Genomic DNA, 22,353 nt, shown 5'->3' with positions numbered 1-22,353 from the left:
AAATTCTTGATTACTAAGAGTTTTTAGAATATAATTTTCTTATTGTGAAGAAGAGGGGGCAATGCAATTATGGATTTTTTAACTAATATAATTGGGGATATAAATAATGTTCTTTGGTCATATATAATCATTGCGATGTTAATTGGATTAGGACTTTACTTTTCGTTTCGTGTGAAATTTGTTCAAATTCGTTACTTCGGTGAAATGATTCGATTGCTTGGGGACGGGGCAAGTTCGAAAACGAGGAAAGCACAAAAAGAGAAGAGCGGTGTATCATCGTTCCAGGCTTTTTGTATGAGTACAGCTTCTCGTGTAGGTACTGGTAACCTAGCTGGTGTAGCTATCGCAATTTCAGCAGGTGGACCAGGAGCAGTATTTTGGATGTGGTTAATCGCGGTAATTGGGGGTGCTTCTGCATTTGTAGAGAGCACATTAGCGCAAATTTATAAAGTAAAAGATGGGAACGCATTCCGCGGTGGCCCAGCGTATTATATGGAAAAGGGTTTAAAGAAACGCTGGCTAGGAGTTGTCTTCTCGGTTCTAATAACGGTTAGTTTTGGGTTAATTTTCAACGCCGTGCAGTCAAACACAGTAGCGGCAGCTTTTGATGGAGCATTTAACACAGATGGTAAGTTTGTAGGTCTGTTTATGGCTGGTTTAATGGCAATCATCATCTTCGGCGGAGTAAAACGTATTGCACGTGCGGTTGAAATGATTGTTCCAGTAATGGCAATTATATATGTAGCAGTGGCATTATTCGTTGTTGTAACAAACATTACGGCAATTCCATATGTATTTAAAGAAATTTTCTTACATGCTTTCGGAATTAAAGAAGTAGTAGGCGGAGGATTAGGAGCTGCGATTTTACTAGGGGTAAAACGTGGATTATTCTCAAATGAAGCAGGTATGGGTAGTGCGCCGAACGCAGCTGCGACTGCAAACGTAACGCACCCAGTTAAACAAGGTTTCATTCAAACTTTAGGGGTATTTACAGATACATTATTAATTTGTAGTTGTACAGCATTTATCATTCTTTTATCAGATGTGCATAATGCGGCTGATTTAAATGGTATTCAATTAACGCAGCAAGCATTAAGCCAACATATCGGACCATGGGCATCTATATTTGTAGCAGTTGCAATCTTCTTGTTTGCATTTAGTTCATTAGTAGGTAACTACTACTATGGTGAAACAAATATTGAGTTCTTAAATGGAAGTAAAGTGTTACTAAATGCTTATCGAATTGCTGTACTTGGTATGGTTATGTTAGGATCTGTAGCAACAATTCAAATCGTTTGGGATGTAGCAGATTTATTCATGGGTATTATGGCTATTATTAACTTAGTTGCGATCGTATTCCTTTCTAAGTATGCTTTCGCGGCATTATCAGATTACATTAAGCAAAAGAAACAAGGAAAAGATCCAGTGTTCTATGCGGAGTCTATTCCAGGTTTGAACAATACAGAGTGCTGGGACAAGCCAGCAGTAGCTGATAAAGAAAAAGCAGTATAATGAGGTGAGCATCAAGTAAAACTTGATGCTCATTTTTTTGTTTTATCCTGCTATTTATGAGGCTCGATTAAAGTTTATTTTAAAGAGTAAAAGACGAACATTCATGAGTGTTTTATAATAAAATGTAATTTTTTTAAGAAAAGTGCGGATATGAGTTGTGATTTATGTTAGAATGGAAAATGCCTTTGAAACAAGAGGTTTTATGATCTTTCCTATCCGATTGAAGGTTTTGGAGGAGAAATGGAAAGTTCGGATTATTTCTTATTTCGAGTGGTCAGACGTTCAACGTTAATGAAGAGTTAAATGGAGGATTTTATTAATGAAGTTTGTTATGTTTCTTGTAGGATTGCTCGTTGTATTCGTACTCGGTTTTCTTATAAGTGCCGATCGAAAGAAGATTAAGTATAAACCAATCGCAATCATGCTTGTTATTCAGCTAGTGTTAAGTTATTTCTTATTAAATACGCAAGTTGGTTATATTTTAGTAAAAGGAATTTCAGATGGATTTGGCGCGCTTCTTGGATACGCGGAAGCTGGAATCGTTTTCGTATTTGGTGGCCTTGTTAATAAAGGAGAGGTTTCATTCTTCCTAACAGCGTTATTACCAATCGTATTCTTTGCCGTTTTAATCGGAATTCTGCAACACTTTAAAATTTTACCGATATTTATTCGTGCTATTGGTACGTTGTTAAGTAAAGTAAATGGTCTAGGTAAACTAGAATCATATAACGCAGTAGCAGCTGCTATTGTTGGGCAAGCAGAAGTATTTATTACAGTAAAAGATCAATTAAGTAAAATCCCAAAACATCGTTTATATACATTATGTGCATCTTCCATGTCGACAGTATCAATGTCAATCGTAGGTTCTTATATGAAAATGATTGAACCAAAATATGTAGTAACAGCACTTGTATTAAATTTATTTAGTGGTTTCATTATTATTCATATTATTAACCCGTACGATATTACAGAAGAAGAAGATACACTGAAATTAGAAAATAAGAAAAAACAGTCATTCTTTGAAATGCTAAGTGAATATATTATGCTTGGTTTCACAATCGCGATCACAGTAGCGGCAATGTTACTTGGTTTCGTAGCATTAATTACAGCAATCAATAGCTTGTTTGATTCCATGTTCGGTATTACATTCCAAGCTATTTTAGGATATATTTTCTCACCATTAGCATTCGTAATGGGTATCCCGCAAGCAGAGATGGTAACAGCGGGACAAATTATGGCAACAAAATTAGTATCAAACGAGTTTGTTGCGATGCTTGATCTTGGAAAAGTAGCTGGTGACTTATCAGCTCGTACAGTTGGTATTCTTTCTGTATTCCTTGTATCATTTGCGAACTTCTCATCAATCGGAATTATCGCAGGTGCAACGAAAGGTATCGATGAAAACCAATCAAACGTTGTATCATCATTCGGTCTACGCCTTGTATACGGTGCGACATTAGTAAGTATTCTATCAGCGATTATCGTTGGTGTTATGTTATAAAAAAAAGATGGTCCTAGCTTATAGCTAGGACTATTTTTTATGGTAAATTTGCATGAAAAAACCAATTATTTAGGAATATATTAACATATAAAAATCTTTTAAAATTTATATTGCATTTCGGGTAGATAACGCTTACAATTTGATTTGTAGGTGGTATCAATTTCAGACTTTCAAGTATGGTAGGAGAGAAGAAGCTACCTTTTATAAATTGCAATTTATGTAAACGCTTACTGATTTTAGATAACAGTTGAATAGTATTTAGGGGTTTTAAATTTTTTTAACATCAATGGTCAGACGTCATTCGTTATACGTTATACGACCGATAACTCGTGGGAGAAGTGGAGGATTCACATATGAAAATAGTAATGTTTCTAGTCGGTTTACTTGTAGTATTTGTACTAGGTTTCCTTATCAGTTCAGATCGTAAGAAAATTAAATATAAACCAATTGCACTTATGCTAGTCATTCAATTGGTACTCGCGTATTTCTTACTAAATACAAAGGTCGGATTTGTATTAGTAAAAGGGATTGCAGATGGGTTTGGCGCTATTTTAAAATTTGCGGAAGCAGGGGTTAATTTCGTATTTGGTGGTCTAGCAAATGATGGACAAGCACCATTCTTCTTAACAGTATTATTACCAATTATTTTCTTAGCAGTACTAATTGGGATCTTACAACACATTAAAGTATTACCGATTATCATTCGTGCAGTCGGTTTCCTATTAAGTAAAATTAACGGCTTAGGAAAACTAGAATCATATAATGCAGTAGCAGCTGCAATCGTTGGTCAAGGTGAAGTATTCATTACAGTAAAAGATCAACTAAGCAAATTACCGAAAAATCGTTTATACACACTTTGTGCATCTTCAATGTCAACAGTATCGATGTCAATCGTTGGTTCTTATATGAAAATGATTGATCCAAAATATGTAGTAACAGCACTTGTACTAAACTTATTTAGCGGATTCATTATCGTTCATATTATTAATCCATATGAAGTAAAAGAAGAAGACGATATTTTAGAATTACAAGAAGATAAAAAACAAACATTCTTTGAAATGTTAGGCGAATATATTATGCTTGGTTTCTCTATCGCTGTAACAGTAGCGGCGATGTTAATCGGTTTCGTAGCATTAATTACAGCAATTAATGGTGTATTCGATTCAATTTTCGGAATCACATTCCAAAGCATTTTAGGATATGTATTCTCACCATTAGCATTCGTAATGGGTATTCCAACATCAGAGATGCTACAAGCAGGACAAATTATGGCAACGAAGTTAGTAACGAACGAATTCGTTGCGATGCTTGACCTTGGTAAAGTAGCAGGCGATTTATCAACTCGTACAGTAGGTATTTTATCTATCTTCCTTGTATCATTTGCGAACTTCTCATCAATCGGAATTATCGCAGGTGCAACGAAGAGTATCGATGGCAAACAAGCAAACGTTGTATCTTCATTCGGATTAAAACTTGTATACGGTGCAACGTTAGTAAGTATATTATCAGCGATTATCGTTGGGGTTATGCTTTAATAAAATGATAAAGAAGTCGTTTATCTCTCATTTAGGAGATGAACGGCTTTTTTATTTTGGTATGATAAGTAATACAGAGAGGAGGGATTCGGGTGAAAGAACAGGATATTTTAAAGGAATTTGATGAGGTTATAGATAACATTAATCGTTTAACTGGTGAAGATGCTAGAACTTTTTTGAAATTCATACATGGATATTTAAGCATAGTAGAAGAAGGCGATGGGACGTTTACTCAGAGTGATTTTGTTGAAAAGGTTTCAGGGATTTATAAGAAGGATTTGGCGAAGGTTATTGGGCTGAGAGAGGAAATAAAAAAATCACCTTAATACATTCATTAAGGTGATAAAAATACTACTCAGCTGGAGGCGTAAATGTACGTTTCTCTAATTCAGCATCTAGCATAAATAATGCGTTTGAATCGCTTGTAATACGTTTTAATTTTTGAATGATGCTATCGAATGAAGCTTCTTCTTCTACTTGCTCATCGACGAACCATTTTAAGAAGGTAATTGTTGCGTGCTCACGCTCATCCCAAGCGATATCAGATAAGTTGTAAATACGCTTCGTTACTTCACGCTCGTGCTCAAGTGCCACTTCAAAAGCGTTCAGTACAGATTCATATTCGTTATTCGGATTATCAAATCCAGTAACAATAGCGCGCTCACCGCGGTCGTTAATATAGTTGTAAAGCTTCATTGCGTGGAAGCGTTCTTCTTCAGCTTGTACAAGGAAAAAGTTAGCGAATCCATCGTAGCTCTCCGCTGTACAGTAAGCAGCCATTGCCATATAAGCGTGGGCAGAGTAAAATTCAAAGTTCATTTGATCGTTTAATGCGTCGTGCAATTTTTTAGATAACATAAAATCCCCCTTAGTATTGTGACAAGAATATTATACCATAATTGATAATGTTCTCATTTGGATACTTCGAACCTTTTCGAAAGCTTTGTGACGTGTGCCTCCATAATGTCTTGTAGATCTAGATCATATTTTTGTGAAAGAATAATAAGATTAGATAGTACATCACCAAGTTCTTCTTTTAACTCTTGCTTTAGCTCTTCTTCTGTCTTCACTTTTTCGTCGGGACGATCACGGCCAATTTCAATGGCGCGAACAACACGTGAAACTTCCCCAACTTCCTCAGTTAAGAAATTTAAGCGAATAAAGGCATTATATTGTGACCAGCTTCGTTTTTCGTAAAATTCCTCAACCCATCTTTGAAATGCAACGATATCCATTTCTTCCTCATCCCCTCAATATGTTGTACAATGTTTATTGTATCATAACAATATATAGTTTCGGGGTGTAGGAATGAGAAAGATTTGTGTGTTTGCAGGTTCCAACTTAGGGGAGAGACCAGAATTTAAAGAGCAGGCAATAGCGTTAGGGAAAATGTTTGTTGAGAACGACTATGAGCTCGTATACGGCGGTTCATGCGTTGGATTAATGGGAGAAGTAGCAAATGAAGTTCTTCGTTTAGGTGGACGTGTAACAGGTGTTATGCCGCGCGGTCTATTCCGAGGAGAAATTGTACATACAGGGTTAACAGAACTCATTGAGGTAGAAACGATGCACGAACGTAAAGCGAAAATGGCAGAGCTTGCGGATGCTTTTATTGCATTACCAGGCGGATACGGAACGTTTGAAGAGTTATTTGAAGTTGTATGTTGGTCACAAATTGGTATACATAATAAGCCGGTTGGTTTATTAAACATTAAAGATTTTTACGGACCAATCCTGCAAATGGTTGAACGCGCAGCAGAAGAAGGGTTTATGAACCCATCGAATAAAGAGTTGATCGTTTCAGCTGAGACGGCAGATAAACTAATTCATGAGATCCAAAATTACGAGCGTCCTGTTTTAGGAACGAAGTGGAAACAGTTATCATAATACAAAGTTATAGAGATTTTCGGAAACACATGTCATTTTATATTGAAAAGGCATGTGTTTTTAATTTGGTTAAATATGTTAATGTTGAAATATGATGTTTTGGGAAAAGGAGAAATTGATGGAGGAGTTTGTTTATTTAAGACCGGTTTTCAAAAGTATTTTAGCAGCGTCCCTTCTTGTTATGCTAATTGTTTCAACACAGAAGAAAGAGCTAATTAATGAGTTTTCGCTTTGGTTTATTTCGATATTATGTATCGGCGTTTCAGCAATCACGTTGTTTATGTCTGGATTTATCGTTGATGAGTATAGTCTAGTTGGGGATGCACAGAGTTTTATCATGTTTATTGCGATTGGTTGTATTAACGGTTTGAATTTTATTATTTATTATAGACGGCAATAAAAAGAAGGCATTCCGTATTACTTTGGAATGCCTTTATCACTTTGATTACTTTGTTTTTTATACAGGTACCAGCCACCCCAGCCGCCACCAATTGCTACAACAACGAGGAAAGCATAGTCTTTTACCTCGATACGTATATTGAAAATATTAGCTATAAGTAAGACAATCCCAACTGTTATTAACGCAAAAAATGCTCTAATTAAGTAGTCTTTCAACTGAACCACTCCCGCCATTTAAGTAGTAAATGATGAATATGGAAAAGCTTTTTTGGATCTATTTTACTAAAGGATGTTACCTATATTTTAACATAAAAGGGATTGTAATATATTGATAAAAGTAGAGGAGAGGGACGCTGATATTGTCGTGATTTGTCGGTAAGTCGATATCCTGTGTCGAATCGTCGATATAATGAAAAAATCGTTGATATATTGTGAGTAATCGTCGATATATTTGAAAAATCGTTGATATAATTTCATGTATCAGCATGTGCGACCACTCCGTAGAAAAAAAAGCGACTCTGAACGAGCCGCTTCCGCTTTAAGTATTATCCAGCTCCAGCGGCTAGAATCTCCGGCCATTTCGCTCTCTCGCTCGAAGCAAAAAGCGCTTCAAGGTCGAGAGCTCCAATGTCCTGCGACTCTGAACGAGCCGCTTCCGCTTTAAAATCTATTATTGATTCAAGAACGCACGTAGCATCCAAGCGTGTTTTTCTAGTTCTGTGTAGATGCCTAGTAATAGGTCAGATGTCATTTCGTCGTCAGAGTTTTGAGCGATTTCCATGCCTTTTTTCAGTTCGACTAGCATCATTTCGTAGTCTTTCATGATTGCTTCAACCATTCCTTCGGCAGTTTCTCCATAAGCTGCTTCTTGAATAGTAGATATTTCTAGGTATTCTCTCATAGTCGCTACTGGTTTACCACCGATTGCTAAAATACGTTCTGCAATTTCGTCGATGTGAGTAGCTGATTCTGTGTATAGTTCTTCGAATTTCTCATGTAATGTGAAGAATTGAGGTCCTTTTACGTACCAATGGAAGTTGTGTAATTTTGTGAATAAAACGCTCCAGTCTGCTACTTGTTTGTTTAATACTTCGATTACTTGTTTGTTCATTATGATCAATCTCCTTTTGAGTTGTTATGTGATATCAATTACTAATTTATAATTATTATAATCTAGTAATTCGTATAAATCAACCCTTTTGCTGGAATTAATTTGAACAAATTATGAACTGTTATAAATAAAAATCCCTATTACGGTGAAGTAATAGGGATTTTGTTTGATATATAGCTCTTGTTCTAAACGAGCCGCATCCGCTTTTTACGATATCCAGCTCCAGCGGCTAGAATCTCCGGTCATTTCGCTCTCTCGCTCGAAGCAAAAAGCGCTTCAAGGTCGAGAGCTCCAATGTCCTGCGATTCTAAACGAGCCGCATCCGCTTTTAATCGTTATACAGCTTTTTTATTCTCTTCTACATCCTGTCCATCCCAGCACTCTGTATTCTGTAAGCCAGGGATAGAACTTGCAACGAAAACAGGATCTTTTCCTTGTTTCTTTTGCTTCATATAGTCTACTAATGCTGCGTAGGCGAATTTGCTAAGGAATGAGATGGCAATTAAGTTTGTGAATACCATTAGTCCCATGAATAAATCAGCTAAGCTCCAAACTGTTTGAAGGGCAGCGATTGATCCGAAGAATACCATTCCGACAACTGCGACGCGATAAATCATTAACCATGTTTTGCTTTCTTTAATGAATGCGATATTTGTTTCACCATAATAGTAGTTTCCTAGTAAAGAACTGAAAGCGAATAGGAAAATAATAATCGCTAAGAAAGTGCTTGCCCACGGTCCGATTTGTGAACTTAGTGCTTGCTGTGTTAATTCAATACCTTGTAAGTTTGTTCCTTTGTACAGTCCAGAACATAATACGATAAATGCTGTTGATGTACATACTAAGAATGTGTCTACGAACACTCCTAATGCTTGAACAAGTCCTTGTTTTACAGGGTGAGATACATCTGATGTTGCTGCTGCGTTAGGAGAGCTACCCATACCTGCTTCTGTCGCGAATAAACCGCGCTGAATTCCGAACTTGATTGCTGCACCGATACCACCAGCGATAGCTTGGTCTAAACCGAATGCACTGTTAAAAATTTCTGAAAAAATGCTTGGTAACATAGTGAAGTTGTTAATAACGACAAAAATTGCCACACCAATATAAATGATTGCCATTGGAGGAACAATTATTTCTGTAATACGTGAAATGCTCTTAATACCACCAAAAATAATAACTGCCACTAATAAAGCTAATAGAGCTCCTACAATTGTTCGCTCTAGTCCAAAAGCATTTTCAAACGCTATTGTTACTGTATTCGCTTGTACAGAATTGAAAATTAATCCGTACGCAACTGTGATAAGTAACGAAAACCAAACACCCATCCAACGTTTGTTTAATCCTTTTTCCATGTAATATGCTGGCCCACCACGGAACCTGCTTCCATCTTTTACTTTATAAATTTGCGCGAGCGTACATTCTACGAAACTAGTAGCTGCTCCAAGGATAGCGATAAACCACATCCAAAATATTGCACCGGGTCCACCCATTGAAATGGCTAATGCTACACCAGCTAAGTTTCCGATACCGATACGTGCTGCTGCACTTAAGCAAAATGCTTGGAAGGGAGAGATGCTATCTTTCTTTTTTTCTTTTCGATTAAACCCTTTACTAATTAAACCGACCATCTCACCGAAATGAGTAATTTGGACAAATTTCAATTTAAAAGAGAAATAAAGACCGAAGCCGATTAGCATTGCAATAAGAATATATGACCATAAAATATTATTCGTTACCTCAAGGAATCTGCTAAAGATATCAACCATATAATACACTTCCTTTTTTCCGTAATAAGAAAATTATATGCAAAAAATATACGAGAATCAATTTTTCTAAAAAATTATGTTACTTAAACATATTATGTGTTATGATTATGTTACATCATAATATTTTTAGAATTATTTACATTTTAAAAAACTAAATGTAAAGCAAGAAAGAGGGGATAATTTGAAAGAAGAAACTTTATTGAAAGTAAGCCTTAAAAGTTTGAAAATGAGAAGTGATATACTTTTTATCATTACATCTTTCAGTATCTTTTTAGGAGCCACTTATTATTACAATAAAAGATTTCCAACTCACATGTATCCTGAATGGTTAGAATTTCTGAAGTTGATTGGATGAATAAAAGACAGAAAAACAGAAAATTCAAATAAAAAATGTTGTGGAGGAGCTAAACATGAATATTAGAGAAAGTGAACTTCCGGGTATTGGTTATAAGTTTCAAATCGTTACGAAAGGTAACGAAAAGATGGTGATTGTCATTCATGATGACGGGCGTAGAGAAATGTATCATTTTGATTCAGACCATGAAGAAAGCATCTCAAGTATTTCATTACGTGACTCAGAGGCAAGACAAATTGCAGCAATATTAGGCGGAATGGTATATAAGCCTAGAGCGTTAGAAAATGTTGAAATGGTCTTTGAAGGTTTGGCGATTGAGTGGTTCAAAGTGGAGAATGCAGCTCCAGCAATCGGAAAAACAATCGGTGATCTGGAAATAAGAAAAACATATAGCGTAACAATCATTGCAGTTATGAAAAAGAATATGAAAAAGCTATTTAATCCAGGGCCAGAAACAGCAATTGAAGAAGGCGATATGCTTGTCGTTTCTGGTGAGAGAGAAGAAATTAAAAAAATTATTAATGAGTTACTTTCGAATAGGGGGACTGACTAGATGGATACGTTAATTTTTGAAGTTGGTACAGCGTTAGTATTAGTTGCAATTGCGGCAGTAATTGCTGGAAAGTTTAAATTCTCAGTAATTCCGTTTCTGATTGTTCTTGGGATGTTAGTGGGACCACATGCGCCGACAATAGGTGTTATCGATTTCAAGTTTATTGAAAGTGCAAGTGTCATTTCCTTCCTTGGACGGATTGGGGTTCTGTTCCTTCTGTTCTATCTAGGATTAGAATTTTCGATGAAAAAACTAATTAAATCTGGACGTTCTATTGCGATTGGCGGGACGATTTATATTTTAATTAACTTTTCACTTGGGTTATTATACGGATTTATAATGGGATTCCCTTTACTAGAAATCTTAATTATTGCGGGTATTATTACGATTTCTTCTAGTGCTATCGTTGCTAAAGTGTTAGTGGATTTAAGAAGAACTGGTAATAATGAAACCGAATTAATTTTAGGGATTATTATGTTCGAAGATATATTCCTTGCTGTATATTTATCAGTTGTATCTGGTTTAGTTCTAGGAGATCATGCTTCCTTCCTAGGTGCTCTTACTTCAATTGGAATTGCTTTAGGATACATGCTTCTATTCTTTATTGTAGCTAGGAAGGCGACGCCTTTATTAAATAAATTGCTCAATATTAGTTCAGATGAAATTTTCATTATTGTAGTATTTGCTTCGTTATTCTTTATTGCAGGTTTCTCGGAAACAATTCACGTTGCCGAAGCAATTGGAGCACTTCTTTTAGGATTAGTTTTCTCTGAGACAGAGCATAGTGACAGAATTGAGCATCTCGTTGTTCCATTTAGAGACTTTTTCGGAGCTATTTTCTTCTTCAGTTTCGGGTTAAGTATTGATCCGTTTTCATTAGGCGGAGCGATATGGTTAACGTTAGGTGCGGTCCTTCTTACAATCATCGGTAACTTTGTAGCAGGGATGATTGCAGGGCGACAAGCTGGATTATCTCATAAAGCGTCAACAAATATTGGATTAACAATCGTTTCAAGAGGAGAGTTCTCCATCATTATGGCCAATATCGGTATCGCCGGTGGTTTAATGTCAGTCTTGAAACCATTCTCAGCACTATACGTGCTTATACTATCGATCTTAGGTCCACTTCTGACGAAAGAGTCAAAGAATGTATATAAATTTTTAAATAAAATCTTTAAGTGGGATACGAAGACTAACTGAATAAAACAATGATTGTAGAAAAGGAATCTATGCTGACATAGATTCTTTTTTTATTGTCATTTTTTCGAAAGGGGAAGAGTATGTTTAATATTTTACAGATTGTGGCATACATATAGGAAAAGGAGTTTGGAAAGGGGATTATAGAAAAATGGAACTCCAGTTTCAAAATGTATATCAACAAGTTGAGAATTGGTATGTGTTGGATTCGGAGCTTCCTTGGGATGTCAAAAGACTTAGAGACGATGTGTTTTCACTTATTGAAGTATGTAAAACGCCAGTTATTTTTTGTGATACGTGTGATGCGAATCATGTGCTTCTGTCGTTAGGAGAAGAAGAAGAGGAATTTTTATTCCCAGTAGGTGGCTTTTATCATAAAGAAAAACAATTAATTTTCGTTTGCATATGGGAAGAGTATGAGCAAGTGCTCAAAACACTACTGCATGAATTTCGCCATGCGATGCAGCATAAGAACGAAGTACTGTATGTTGGAAGTGAACTGTACGAAGATAGATGGATTGAGAAAGATGCGAGGAATTTCGCAGAGAGGAAGTTAGATGAATATAAAAACAGAAAGTTAATGTAAAGCATAGTGAAGAAATGGCACTGTGCTTTCTTTTGGGGTTACTAAAAGTAAGTGATTGACTTTTATAAAGTTTAGTTCTAAACTAATGGTATGAAACGAGCGAGGTGATAGAATGAAAACAGAAGATAGACTCGGATTACTATTATGGTTTCGTTTATCACGTTTTTATAACAAAAGTATTCGTGAGACGAATCAGCATTTGAAAGAATGGAATGTGTCTGCCGCTCAGTTTGATGTACTAGCACAAGTTGGAGGGCATAATCGTCTAACGCAGCAAGAGCTTGGAAATAAACTATTTGTTACGAAGGGAAATATCACGCAGCTTTTAAATAAAATGGAGCAGCTAGAGTGGATTCGTCGTGAGCAAGAAGGTACTACAAAATATATTTCGTTAACAGAAAAGGGAAACGTTTTATATGAAGAAATCGTCCCGCCTCAAGAAACGTTCCAAGCGGAGCAGTTTCAAAATTTAAATGTAGAAGAACAACATCAATTATTACAATTACTAAAAAAATTACAGTGAGAAAAATTTTTATAATAAATCTTGAATTCGAGATAATATGAGGTGAAGGGTATGTTTAGAAAAGTTGATCATAAAAATATGGGAAGAGCAAATCATGGATGGTTAAATACACATTTTCATTTTTCCTTCGCGAATTACTATAACCCGAATAACATGAACTTCGGTGCATTGCGTGTAATTAATGATGACCTAGTAGCGGCACAAACTGGTTTTGATATGCATCCGCACCGCGATATGGAAATCATTTCGTACGTTGTAGATGGTGCTTTAACACATGAGGATAGCATGGGGAACCGCGGAACAATTGAGCGAGGACATGTTCAATATATGAGTGCTGGCACAGGTGTATTTCATAGCGAGCATAATTTAGGAAATGAAACACTACGTTTATTACAAATTTGGATTTTACCAGATCGTGCGGATCATAAACCAAACTATGGTGAGTTTACATTTGATTGGAGCAAGCGTGAAAACGAATGGTTCCATATGGTATCTCCAGTAGAAGGAGGGGCACCAATTCAAATTCATCAAGATGCAAATTTATATTCTTTATCGTTAGATGCCGGAAAAGAAATTCATTTTCCTGTGCGAGAAGGCCGTCAATTGTATCTTGTTCAAATTGAAGGAAGTAGTGTAATAAATGGTGAAACGCTTGTTATGCGTGATGCAGCAGAAGCGATAGAAGAAGATATTCATATTGAAGCGAAAGAGCAATCACACTATTTAGCAATTGAGTTGAAAAAATAATAGAGCGTTTATGGAAAAGAGGACATCCGATAGGATGTCTTTTTTTTTTGAGTGAAATTGTCAGAAAAAACTTTCTCAAATTTTTGATAAAGGTATCGACTTGAAAAACAAGAATTGTATAAAAGTGTCAAAAATCTTTATGGGAATGGGGAATGTTATAGTGAAAAAGCAAGTCATTTCATCAGCATTAGCGTTAACTGTTATAGCCGGGGGATTTGGAACATTTGGAGCAACGACAACGAAAGCGGAAGAACAAAAAATTCAATATCATCAAGAGTTTAAAACACCTGCATACATAGGTGAAGAATGGAAAGCACCAGAAGGACTAGATAAAAAAGAAACGGTCTTTCAATATTTAGAGAGTAAGAAAGATATGTTTAAATTAGCAGGGAATATTGATAAACACTTTAATGTCGTTGGGGAAGAAAAAGACGCTGAATCTGGCACAACACACGTGAAGTTAGTTGAGAAGCATAATAACATTCCTGTGTATGGTTCAGATCAAACTGTTACACTTGATAAAGAAAATAATGTAAAAGCATTCTTCGGACAAGTTATTCCGAATTTAGAAGATAAAAATATTCCTGCGTTTGCAAATATTAGCGCAGAGCAAGCAGAAACGATTGCAAAGGCGGATATTGAGAAAGAAATTGGTACAGTAAAGAATTATGACGGTGTGAAAAAAGATTTATTTGTGTATGAAAAAGATGGAAACTACTATCTTGCTTATTTAGTTAAGGCATCGATTTCAAAACCAGCTCCAGGATATTGGCATTATTTTGTTGATGCGACAAATGGAAATGTGATTGAGAAATATAATGCTGTAGATAACATTACTGGATTTGGTTACGGAGTATTAGGCGCTAGACAATCATTTGAAATCGCTCAAGATGAGAAAACAGGAGCGTTCAACTTATTTGACGGTAAACGAGGACAAGGTGTTCATACATTTGATGCAGAGAATATGGATGAAAACTTGTTTAATTTATTCTCTCAAATTCTTGGATATACAGGAGAAGAAGTTGAGAGTAAATCTAAGTTCTTCGACGATAAAGCGGCAGTTGATGCGCATGTGAATGCAGGAAAAGTATATGATTACTACAAAAAGACATTTAATCGTAACTCTTTCGATGATAAAGGCGCGAAGCTTATTTCTACTGTTCACGTTGGAGAAAGCTGGAATAACGCAGCTTGGAATGGTGTGCAAATGATGTATGGTGATGGCGATGGAAAAACATTCATTCCATTATCTGCGGGACTAGATGTTATCGGTCATGAATTAACGCATGCTGTAACTGAAAATACAGCAAATCTTGTTTATAAAAATGAGTCAGGTGCGTTAAATGAATCGTTATCTGATATTATGGGTGTCATGGTTGAGAAGAAGAGCTGGGATTTAGGTGCTGACATTTATACACCTGGAAAACCTGGTGATGCACTTCGTTCTCTGAAAGATCCAGCATCTATTCCAAACCCATTAAAACCAGGTGAAGGTTACCCAGATCATTACAATAAACGCTATACTGGAACAGCTGATAATGGCGGCGTTCATATTAATAGTAGTATTAACAATAAAGCTGCATATTTAGTATCTGAGGGCGGTACGCATTACGGCGTGAAAGTAACTGGAGTGGGCCGTGAAGCGACAGAAAAAATTTACTACCGTGCTCTTACAAAATATTTAACTGCAAACTCTGATTTCAAAATGATGCGTCAAGCTGCACTTCAATCAGCTGAAGATTTATATGGTAAAAACTCTAAAGCTGTACAAGCTGTTACGAAAGCTTATGATGCAGTAGGCGTAAAATAATAAGAGAAAAAGACCTGACTAGGATGTCAGGTCTTTCTTTATTTAGTCGCGAATACCTAATGCAATTTTCGCCATACGTGACATGCGTTCTTTAGACCAGGGCGGATTCCAAACGACATTTACTTCTATTTCATTGACTTCAGGTACGTTCGTTGATAATACTTTTTTAACGTCTGATACAATTTGCCCAGCCATTGGACAACCGATAGAGGTCATCGTCATTGTAATGACAGCATTATTATTTTCATCTGCTGTAACGTCATAAACTAATCCAAGATTGATAATATCAACACCTAGTTCAGGATCAATAACAGCTTCTAAGTTTGCATATAACTTTTCTTCAAATGCTTGTTGTGACATGTGTAGCACCCCCTGCATAATTAATGATATCGATTCTCATTATAACGGAAATGTGCATAATGTGCAGGAAATGAGCTCAAAAAAAGATCCCTTTTGCAAGAGGGATCTTTTTTAAAGGCTATTCAGTTTTGAAGTGAGATACGAGTTGATCTAATTCTTCAACTGTTTGTTTCATTTGTCTAGCGGTTTGTGTCATCTCATTCATCGTAATGACTTTTTGCTCAGCAGATTGTGCTGTTGCCGCTGTTTCACTAGATACTTCAGTCGAAATAGAAGCGATGTTATTCAGTGAAGCGTTCATTTCTTCAGCGCTTGCAGCCATTTCTTCAGCAGTTGCTGAGATGTCTTGCATTTGAGTAGATACTTTATTTACTTGTTCTACAATCGTTGTGAAAGAATTGCCAGCTTCACGAATGACATGAATGCCTTCAAATGCTTCAGAACGACCTTGTGACATCATCGAACTCGCAGTTTCAGTGTCTTGTTGAATTTGATGTAGTAATTGGTTAATATCTGTTGCCGCTGTTTTAGATTGTTCAGCAAGTTTTCGAACTTCGTCAGCTACGACAGCGAAACCTTTTCCTTGTTCGCCAGCACGGGCCGCTTCGATAGATGCATTTAAAGCAAGTAAGTTTGTTTGTTCCGCGATATTAGAAATAGATTGTACAGCTGTATCAATATATTTCGTGTGTGTGATTAGACGTTCGACCACTTCTGACGTAGCATTTACCGCATCGTGTATCGTTGTCATTTGTGAAACAGATTTTTGAATAACAGTACTTCCATCGTTAGCCTGTTCAGATGTAGATACAGCAAGTTCAGTTACAGATGAAGCAGATTCAGCAATACGCTGAACGCTTACTGCCATATCGTCCATTGCAGTTGAGCTTTCTTCCATACTAGAGGCTTGTGATTGAATATTTGAATTTAGGCTAGACATCGAGTTTTGAACTTTTATTGTTGCCTCGCGTGATATATTCGTCTTTTCTAGCATATTTTCAGAAGCATTTTGTACTTCTACAGATGTTTTTTGAACGCGATTGATGATATGTTGTAGATTTTCTAACATTGTATTAAATGATGTTGCGATTGCGCCAATTTCATCATTACTGTTTACTTGTAGGCGGGCTGTTAAGTCACCTTCTTGAGATGATAATTCTTTTAGCTTACTATCAATTTGCTGAATTGGTTTAACAAGTTTACCAGAGAACCACCATGCAAGAGTGATAGCTACGATAATACAAATAACAAGTGATAAGAAGATAACATATTCAATTTGTAGCGAAGATTTGTCAATTTTTTCGATAGCTTGATCACGTAACTTAGCTTGTTCATTACTGTAATTTGTGAAGTCACCAATTACTTTATAAACAGTACCATTTTCTGCATAAGCTACTTGTAAAGCTTCTTCCCACTTTTGTTCTTTTGCAAGAGTGAAAACTTTTTCTTCAATAAATTTTCTCCAAGTCGATCCGGATTCCATTGTATTTTTCACAGATTGAGAAATGTTAGGATTTGAAAGAAGCTGCTCTTTCGTATCTTCAAGAAGTTTACTCATCTCATTAAATTTGTCTAATTCAACTTGGTCACGTTGTAATAAATAACCTCTTAAAGCAGAGAGCTGTACTTGATAAGCATCCCCGCGCTCTTTTAATTGTGTTGCCAGAGGGGAAATTTCTTTTTGTAATGCTTCAGCTTTATGAGATTGGTCAATAGCAAAAAATAAAATAAAAGCTAAGGCGATGCCAAATAAAGCGCAAATCGTTCCCATCATGAACATTAGTTTTTTTCGAATGCTAATAAAATTCATATGATAAAAATCCTCCTTGTGAAATCAAAGTATTAGAATTAATAAATGTAAAAAATTGAAAGAAAGCTTTACTCCGTCTGGAATAAAGCTTTCTTCTTTCCTTTAGGAATTATAGCAGACGGAATGAGAGATAGAAAGAGATATTTTAAATTGAAAAAAGAGAGACTGTAAATCTCTCTTTTTAACAATTTGGAGCTAATAGAAGTATAGATGAAAGTTTCGCTTTAAACGTTTGTTTTGAAATGAGAAACGAGAACTTCAAGTTCTTGTACGGTCGTTTTCATTTCAGAGGCCTTTTTAGCAACGACACTCATTTTGTTTACTTGGTCACCAGCTGAAGTTGCTGTTTGTGATGTTTCGGCGGCAACTTCATTTGAAATAGAAGCAATGTTATTTAAAGCTGCATTCATTTCTTCAGAACTTGCGGCCATTTCTTCAGCAGTTGCAGACATTTCTTGCATTTGTGTAGAGACTTTGTTAATGTGATTAACAATTTCTGAGAATGAAGATCCAGCGGTACGAATGACTGTAATTCCTTCAGAAGCTTCTGACTGACCTTGTGTCATCATTTCATTTGCTATTTTTGTGTCAGCTTGAATTTGATGAAGTAAATGGTTAATGTCAGTTGCTGCTAGCTGAGATTGTTCAGCAAGTTTTCGTACTTCATCGGCAACAACAGCGAATCCTTTACCATGTTCACCAGCACGTGCTGCTTCAATTGAAGCATTTAAAGCGAGTAAATTCGTTTGTTCCGCGATATTAGAAATGGATTGAAGTGCAGTATCAATATGATTCGTATGTGTAATGAGTCGTTCTACTACTTGTGATGTAGCGTTAACAGCTTCGTTAATGGTATGCATTTGTGTAATAGATTTCTCAATGACTTTATTCCCACTATCTGCTTTTTCAGCAGTTGTAACAGCTAGGCTAGTAACAGAAGAGGCAGATTCAGCAATACGCTGAACACTCGTTGTCATATCATCCATTGCAGTTGAACTTTCTTCGATACTGGAAACTTGTGAACGAATATTATGCTCAAGAGCGTTCATAGTTTCTTCGGTTTTTGCGGTATTTTCCATAGACGTAGTTGTTTCGATAAATACATTTTCAGACGCTTCTTTGACGCTTGTAGATGATTGTTGCACTTGTTTTATAATACGTTGTAAATTAGCGAGCATTTGATTAAAGGAATTGGCGATATCACCAATTTCATCTTTACTCGTTACGTGTAATCTAGCAGTTAAATCGCCATCTTGAGAAGCTAATTCTTTTAATTTCTCATCAATTTGTCGTATCGGTTTAACAAGTTTACCAGAGAACCACCACGCTAATAAAATAGACGTTACTGTGCATGTAATGAGTGAGAAGAAAATAATATATTGAATAAGAGATGAGGAAGACTCTACGTCAGCAATTAATGCGTCACGTTTATCATTTTCTTCATTTGTATATTTAGTAAAGCGACTTAAAAGGTCGTTTACATAGTCTGTTTGAGCTAAAGCGATTTTGGATGCTTCGTCCCATTTTCCTTCGCGAGCGAGAGGGAGGACTTCATTATCTATAACGCTTCGCCATTTTCCCCCCATTAAAATTGCTTCTTTCATTCCTTCGGGGAGTTTTTTATCACTTGTTACTTTTTCTCTAGTATCAGCTAGTTTTTTTCCTTCTCGGTTGAATTTATCCAATCCTTTTTGATCATGTGACAGTAAATATTCTTGTAAACCAGCAACTTGTGCTTGGAACCAATCGCCACGCTCTTTTAAAATCGTTGCTCGTTTTGATACATCATTTTTTAATGTTTCGACTTCATTGGCTTGGTTCATGGCGAATGAAAGAATAACTATAAGAGCAATGCTAAATAAGGAACAGATGCTTAAGAGCGTGAAGAGTAGTTTTTTTCGAATACTAACATATTTCATCGTTACCCCTACCTTTTTAAAACTATTTATTATAATTTATAAATATTAAGAACGGAATTAATAAAAACATTGTTATGAAGTTATTAATCTGTTCAATGAAAATTATAGCAGATAATGGAAGGAAGCAGATTGATAGGAATAAATGTTCTTAAAATGTATACATTTGTATATCAAAAAATTCATAAATAAAAATGAGAAATGCTATTGTAATTTGAAATAACATCATGTATACTTCTAATTAGTTGATAACGATTATCACTATCAACTATAAACATTACTCTTCGTTATGTTGGTCATACCCCTTTTTGACGACGTAAGTCAGAGACGAAATGTTGAAATATCTTGTGTCCTATTCTACAGAATTATGGTAATCTCCAACCTCAACTTATATGCGTGAGCATGCAAAAAGGATCCTATCCGTGAAGGGATCCTTTTTTGCATGCTGTCGCAATTAATGTATATAAACTAGGCACGCGTTCTTCAATTCCTTCCGGTGCAGTAGAAGGGAAGACCCACTTTTGATGAGATCCGTGCTCTTCAACTAGTTTTTCAATTTTAAAATGTTCTTCCGCAAGTGTTGTAATAATTTCCCCTAGCGTCCAGCGACGGATGAGTGTTTTAGGTAATGATTCTTTCTGCGCTTCTGTAAGAAGGATGCTATAAGCAACATCATCTTCAATTAATTCTTCATCGAAATAATTTCCATTAGCCCGAAATGATGGGTGGTCTGCTCCTAATAATTTCGTGTAAACAGGATGATAGTCACGAAGGATAAGTATGCCATCTCCTTTAAGCAAGGTAGCAATTTTTTGAAAGAGCGGTTTTAAATCTAAGAAGTAGTGGAGTACACCAAGTTCCAGCAATACGATATCAAATGATTCGGAGAGCTGCACATGTAATACATCAGAAACGACATACTGAATAGAGACACCTGCTGCTTCCGCAAGTTCATTTGCATATTTTGCATTACTTGCTGAAATATCAACAACCGTTACGTCAGCTCCTAAAAGAGCGAGAGCAACGGCTTTATTTCCTTTTGACCCGAGTAAATTAATAATACGTTTTCCTTTTGGAGATTGTATGTAAGGTAAATAGTGATCTACCTCGCGCTCCGGATCTGCCATAAGCTTTTTCGCATAATCGGCTGGCGCCCCGTGGCGGTTCGTCCAAGCTTCATAAGCAGCTGCATTCCAGCTTTTTTCATTACGTATGCTTAGTTGATTTTGATTCAATCTTATCACTCCTTTTGTGAACGTATAGTTATTCTATGGAGGGATGAGATTTCCTTTTCTTTTTGAATTAAAGTTTGATTTTTCTGTGGGTAAATTGATAATGTGCAGCCGCTATTTGAACGAATTGATATAAAACAAATTGAGCATGAGATAGAGAAAAAGACCTTTCAAATACATGAAAGGTCTTTTTGTTATACAGTAGGATTCTCTTTCTTATCCTTTAAGAAGAAAAGTACAGCAAGGATTACGAGAATAATAGCTGCAATATCATATGTTATTTTGAATGTAGTATTAAAGTTTAAGTACTCTACTAAAGGGGTTTTGACTGCCCCAGCATATATGCAAATGGGAATGAGGAGCAAATCGTAAAATTTCTTCTCTTTCATATATCTTATTAAGAAGAAGATACACATAATGGCAAAAAAGGCTACGCTTAGAATAGTCATTTATACCTCCAAATAGATTTGAAATTATACTACATTGTAACTATATTTACATTTATATACAAAATATTATTTTCATGCACTATGCACGCTACTATGTTTCTTATCTTTCCTAGCCGTAAGCAGCTGAGGAGTAAAAATTCCAAGTAGTATAAAGAGTATCCCAATCCACTGCATGAAGGTTACGACTTCATGTACAAGTGTAATGGAAGCGATAATAGCCGTTGGTAATTCAGCTGCTCCTAGTATTGTACTAAGTCCTGTTCCTACTTTCGGTACACCAATTGAAAAACAGATGACAGGTACGACAACGCCGAACAATCCGAGGAAGAAAGCATATTTCCAAAGACCTGCTTGCAGGGCACCGTCCGTTAAAAAGGTTGGCGGGAAGAATAGGCATACGATAAGAGTAGCGCTTGTTGTCATAAGAAAGCTTTTCGTATAAGGCGGAACTTCTGTAGCAACACGCCCGCTTGCAAAAACATAGAATGAAAAAGAGACAGCGGCTAATAAACCAAAGATAATACCTTTTGTGGAAAAGCTTTGTCCGAGTCCTTCAAAGACACCGCCTGCAAACAATGTACCAGTAAATAAAGTAATGATAGATATAATTTTCTCACGGCTTGGAAATGTTCGATTTGCAATTGCTTCAATGACTACACCAATCCATGTGAATTGGAAAAGTAGGACAACAGCGATAGATGCTGGTAGTTCTTCTACAGAGATAGCGTAGAAGATACCAGTCATACTCATTGTTGTGCCAACTGTTAGTAAGGAAAAGAATTGCTTTTTTGTTACTTTATGACGTGAAGCGAAAAGAACGAGCAGAAGAAGCCCGATCCATCCGAAGACATATTGTCCCCCTAATAGTTGATGTGCTGAAAATCCATCAATGAATCCGAGTTTAAAAATAGTTGAAAGTACACCGTAGCTACAAGCTCCGAATAAAACGAGTAATGAATACTTAAATTTTTCCATGAAAATCCTCCTTTTACATAATAAAAAACGCCCGCTATCCAAATAAGGATAACGGGCGAACGAAACAGAGTAAGATACTCTACAAAATTCCGCCACTCATACGAAGTATGAATTTGGGGTATGAAA

The 22,353-nt window shown here is 36.1% G+C and carries 23 protein-coding genes; 12 read left to right on the top strand and 11 right to left on the bottom strand.

The window, feature by feature from the left end; genetic code table 11:
* Nucleotides 1–69 precede the first annotated feature (69 nt).
* From FOT98_RS23310 to FOT98_RS23295, 4 genes are all read left to right on the top strand, one after another.
* The gene (locus FOT98_RS23310; protein ID WP_063261726.1) at nucleotides 70–1,512 is read left to right on the top strand and encodes an alanine/glycine:cation symporter family protein; all 1,443 of its coding nucleotides are present in this window, start codon (nucleotides 70–72) and stop codon (nucleotides 1,510–1,512) included.
* A 319-nt stretch (nucleotides 1,513–1,831) separates the two neighbouring features.
* Nucleotides 1,832–3,013, top strand: a complete 1,182-nt coding sequence (locus FOT98_RS23305; RefSeq protein WP_016085638.1) for a NupC/NupG family nucleoside CNT transporter — start codon at nucleotides 1,832–1,834, stop codon at nucleotides 3,011–3,013.
* A 353-nt stretch (nucleotides 3,014–3,366) separates the two neighbouring features.
* Complete coding sequence (locus FOT98_RS23300) at nucleotides 3,367–4,548, top strand: NupC/NupG family nucleoside CNT transporter (RefSeq protein ID WP_061678975.1); 1,182 nt, start codon at nucleotides 3,367–3,369, stop codon at nucleotides 4,546–4,548.
* Between the two features lie 92 nt (nucleotides 4,549–4,640).
* Complete coding sequence (locus tag FOT98_RS23295; protein WP_063261727.1) at nucleotides 4,641–4,874, top strand: hypothetical protein; 234 nt, start codon at nucleotides 4,641–4,643, stop codon at nucleotides 4,872–4,874.
* Between the two features lie 25 nt (nucleotides 4,875–4,899).
* Here FOT98_RS23295 and FOT98_RS23290 read toward each other — a convergent pair whose 3' ends face one another.
* Nucleotides 4,900–5,406 (bottom strand): ferritin, encoded by a 507-nt coding sequence (locus FOT98_RS23290; protein WP_063261728.1) that lies wholly within the window; start codon nucleotides 5,404–5,406, stop codon nucleotides 4,900–4,902.
* Nucleotides 5,407–5,459: 53 nt separating this feature from the next.
* Nucleotides 5,460–5,783, bottom strand: coding sequence for a MazG nucleotide pyrophosphohydrolase domain-containing protein (locus FOT98_RS23285; RefSeq protein WP_063261729.1), 324 nt, complete (start codon nucleotides 5,781–5,783; stop codon nucleotides 5,460–5,462).
* Between the two features lie 73 nt (nucleotides 5,784–5,856).
* Here FOT98_RS23285 and FOT98_RS23280 point away from each other — a divergent pair, with 73 nt between their 5' ends.
* On the top strand, nucleotides 5,857–6,435 hold the full coding sequence (locus tag FOT98_RS23280) for an LOG family protein (protein WP_048528219.1): 579 nt from the start codon (nucleotides 5,857–5,859) through the stop codon (nucleotides 6,433–6,435).
* A gap of 118 nt (nucleotides 6,436–6,553) precedes the next feature.
* Nucleotides 6,554–6,835, top strand: a complete 282-nt coding sequence (locus tag FOT98_RS23275) for a hypothetical protein (protein WP_063261730.1) — start codon at nucleotides 6,554–6,556, stop codon at nucleotides 6,833–6,835.
* 17 nt (nucleotides 6,836–6,852) lie between these two features.
* Here the strand turns inward: FOT98_RS23275 and FOT98_RS23270 are convergent, their stop codons facing one another.
* The 3 genes from FOT98_RS23270 to FOT98_RS23260 form a co-directional block, all read right to left on the bottom strand.
* The gene (locus tag FOT98_RS23270; RefSeq protein ID WP_000656323.1) at nucleotides 6,853–7,050 is read right to left on the bottom strand and encodes a hypothetical protein; all 198 of its coding nucleotides are present in this window, start codon (nucleotides 7,048–7,050) and stop codon (nucleotides 6,853–6,855) included.
* A gap of 454 nt (nucleotides 7,051–7,504) precedes the next feature.
* On the bottom strand, nucleotides 7,505–7,945 hold the full coding sequence (locus FOT98_RS23265; RefSeq protein ID WP_061678982.1) for a Dps family protein: 441 nt from the start codon (nucleotides 7,943–7,945) through the stop codon (nucleotides 7,505–7,507).
* Nucleotides 7,946–8,280: 335 nt separating this feature from the next.
* The gene (locus FOT98_RS23260) at nucleotides 8,281–9,714 is read right to left on the bottom strand and encodes an alanine/glycine:cation symporter family protein (protein ID WP_063261731.1); all 1,434 of its coding nucleotides are present in this window, start codon (nucleotides 9,712–9,714) and stop codon (nucleotides 8,281–8,283) included.
* A gap of 410 nt (nucleotides 9,715–10,124) precedes the next feature.
* Between FOT98_RS23260 and FOT98_RS23250 the strand changes: the two genes are divergently transcribed.
* From FOT98_RS23250 to nprB, 6 genes are all read left to right on the top strand, one after another.
* Entirely contained in the window at nucleotides 10,125–10,622 is a 498-nt protein-coding gene (locus FOT98_RS23250) for a cation:proton antiporter regulatory subunit (RefSeq protein WP_048528229.1), read from the top strand.
* Nucleotides 10,623–11,822 (top strand): cation:proton antiporter, encoded by a 1,200-nt coding sequence (locus FOT98_RS23245; protein ID WP_000380218.1) that lies wholly within the window; start codon nucleotides 10,623–10,625, stop codon nucleotides 11,820–11,822. It abuts the gene before it with no gap.
* A 148-nt stretch (nucleotides 11,823–11,970) separates the two neighbouring features.
* Nucleotides 11,971–12,405: a DUF3920 family protein gene (locus FOT98_RS23240; RefSeq protein ID WP_061678984.1), complete on the top strand. Its 435-nt coding sequence runs from the start codon at nucleotides 11,971–11,973 to the stop codon at nucleotides 12,403–12,405.
* Nucleotides 12,406–12,517: 112 nt separating this feature from the next.
* The gene (locus FOT98_RS23235) at nucleotides 12,518–12,928 is read left to right on the top strand and encodes a MarR family winged helix-turn-helix transcriptional regulator (protein ID WP_061678985.1); all 411 of its coding nucleotides are present in this window, start codon (nucleotides 12,518–12,520) and stop codon (nucleotides 12,926–12,928) included.
* A gap of 51 nt (nucleotides 12,929–12,979) precedes the next feature.
* On the top strand, nucleotides 12,980–13,675 hold the full coding sequence (locus FOT98_RS23230; RefSeq protein ID WP_063261732.1) for a pirin family protein: 696 nt from the start codon (nucleotides 12,980–12,982) through the stop codon (nucleotides 13,673–13,675).
* A 160-nt stretch (nucleotides 13,676–13,835) separates the two neighbouring features.
* Entirely contained in the window at nucleotides 13,836–15,485 is a 1,650-nt protein-coding gene (gene nprB / locus FOT98_RS23225) for a neutral protease NprB (RefSeq protein ID WP_063261733.1), read from the top strand.
* 42 nt (nucleotides 15,486–15,527) lie between these two features.
* Here the strand turns inward: nprB and FOT98_RS23220 are convergent, their stop codons facing one another.
* The 6 genes from FOT98_RS23220 to FOT98_RS23195 form a co-directional block, all read right to left on the bottom strand.
* On the bottom strand, nucleotides 15,528–15,845 hold the full coding sequence (locus FOT98_RS23220) for a metal-sulfur cluster assembly factor (protein WP_000082521.1): 318 nt from the start codon (nucleotides 15,843–15,845) through the stop codon (nucleotides 15,528–15,530).
* Nucleotides 15,846–15,963: 118 nt separating this feature from the next.
* Nucleotides 15,964–17,655 (bottom strand): methyl-accepting chemotaxis protein, encoded by a 1,692-nt coding sequence (locus FOT98_RS23215; RefSeq protein WP_063261734.1) that lies wholly within the window; start codon nucleotides 17,653–17,655, stop codon nucleotides 15,964–15,966.
* A 224-nt stretch (nucleotides 17,656–17,879) separates the two neighbouring features.
* A complete protein-coding gene (locus tag FOT98_RS23210; protein ID WP_063261735.1) occupies nucleotides 17,880–19,574 on the bottom strand; it encodes a methyl-accepting chemotaxis protein in 1,695 nt (564 codons plus the stop codon).
* Nucleotides 19,575–19,987: 413 nt separating this feature from the next.
* Nucleotides 19,988–20,806 (bottom strand): class I SAM-dependent methyltransferase, encoded by an 819-nt coding sequence (locus FOT98_RS23205; protein ID WP_063261736.1) that lies wholly within the window; start codon nucleotides 20,804–20,806, stop codon nucleotides 19,988–19,990.
* Nucleotides 20,807–20,997: 191 nt separating this feature from the next.
* Entirely contained in the window at nucleotides 20,998–21,252 is a 255-nt protein-coding gene (locus FOT98_RS23200; protein ID WP_063261737.1) for a hypothetical protein, read from the bottom strand.
* A gap of 72 nt (nucleotides 21,253–21,324) precedes the next feature.
* Nucleotides 21,325–22,227, bottom strand: a complete 903-nt coding sequence (locus FOT98_RS23195) for an EamA family transporter (RefSeq protein WP_063261738.1) — start codon at nucleotides 22,225–22,227, stop codon at nucleotides 21,325–21,327.
* Nucleotides 22,228–22,353: the final 126 nt, after the last annotated feature.

The organism is Bacillus sp. HY001, assembly GCF_007558965.1.
GTDB lineage: Bacteria > Bacillota > Bacilli > Bacillales > Bacillaceae_G > Bacillus_A > Bacillus_A mobilis.
This window is presented reverse-complemented; position numbering and strand designations above follow the sequence as displayed.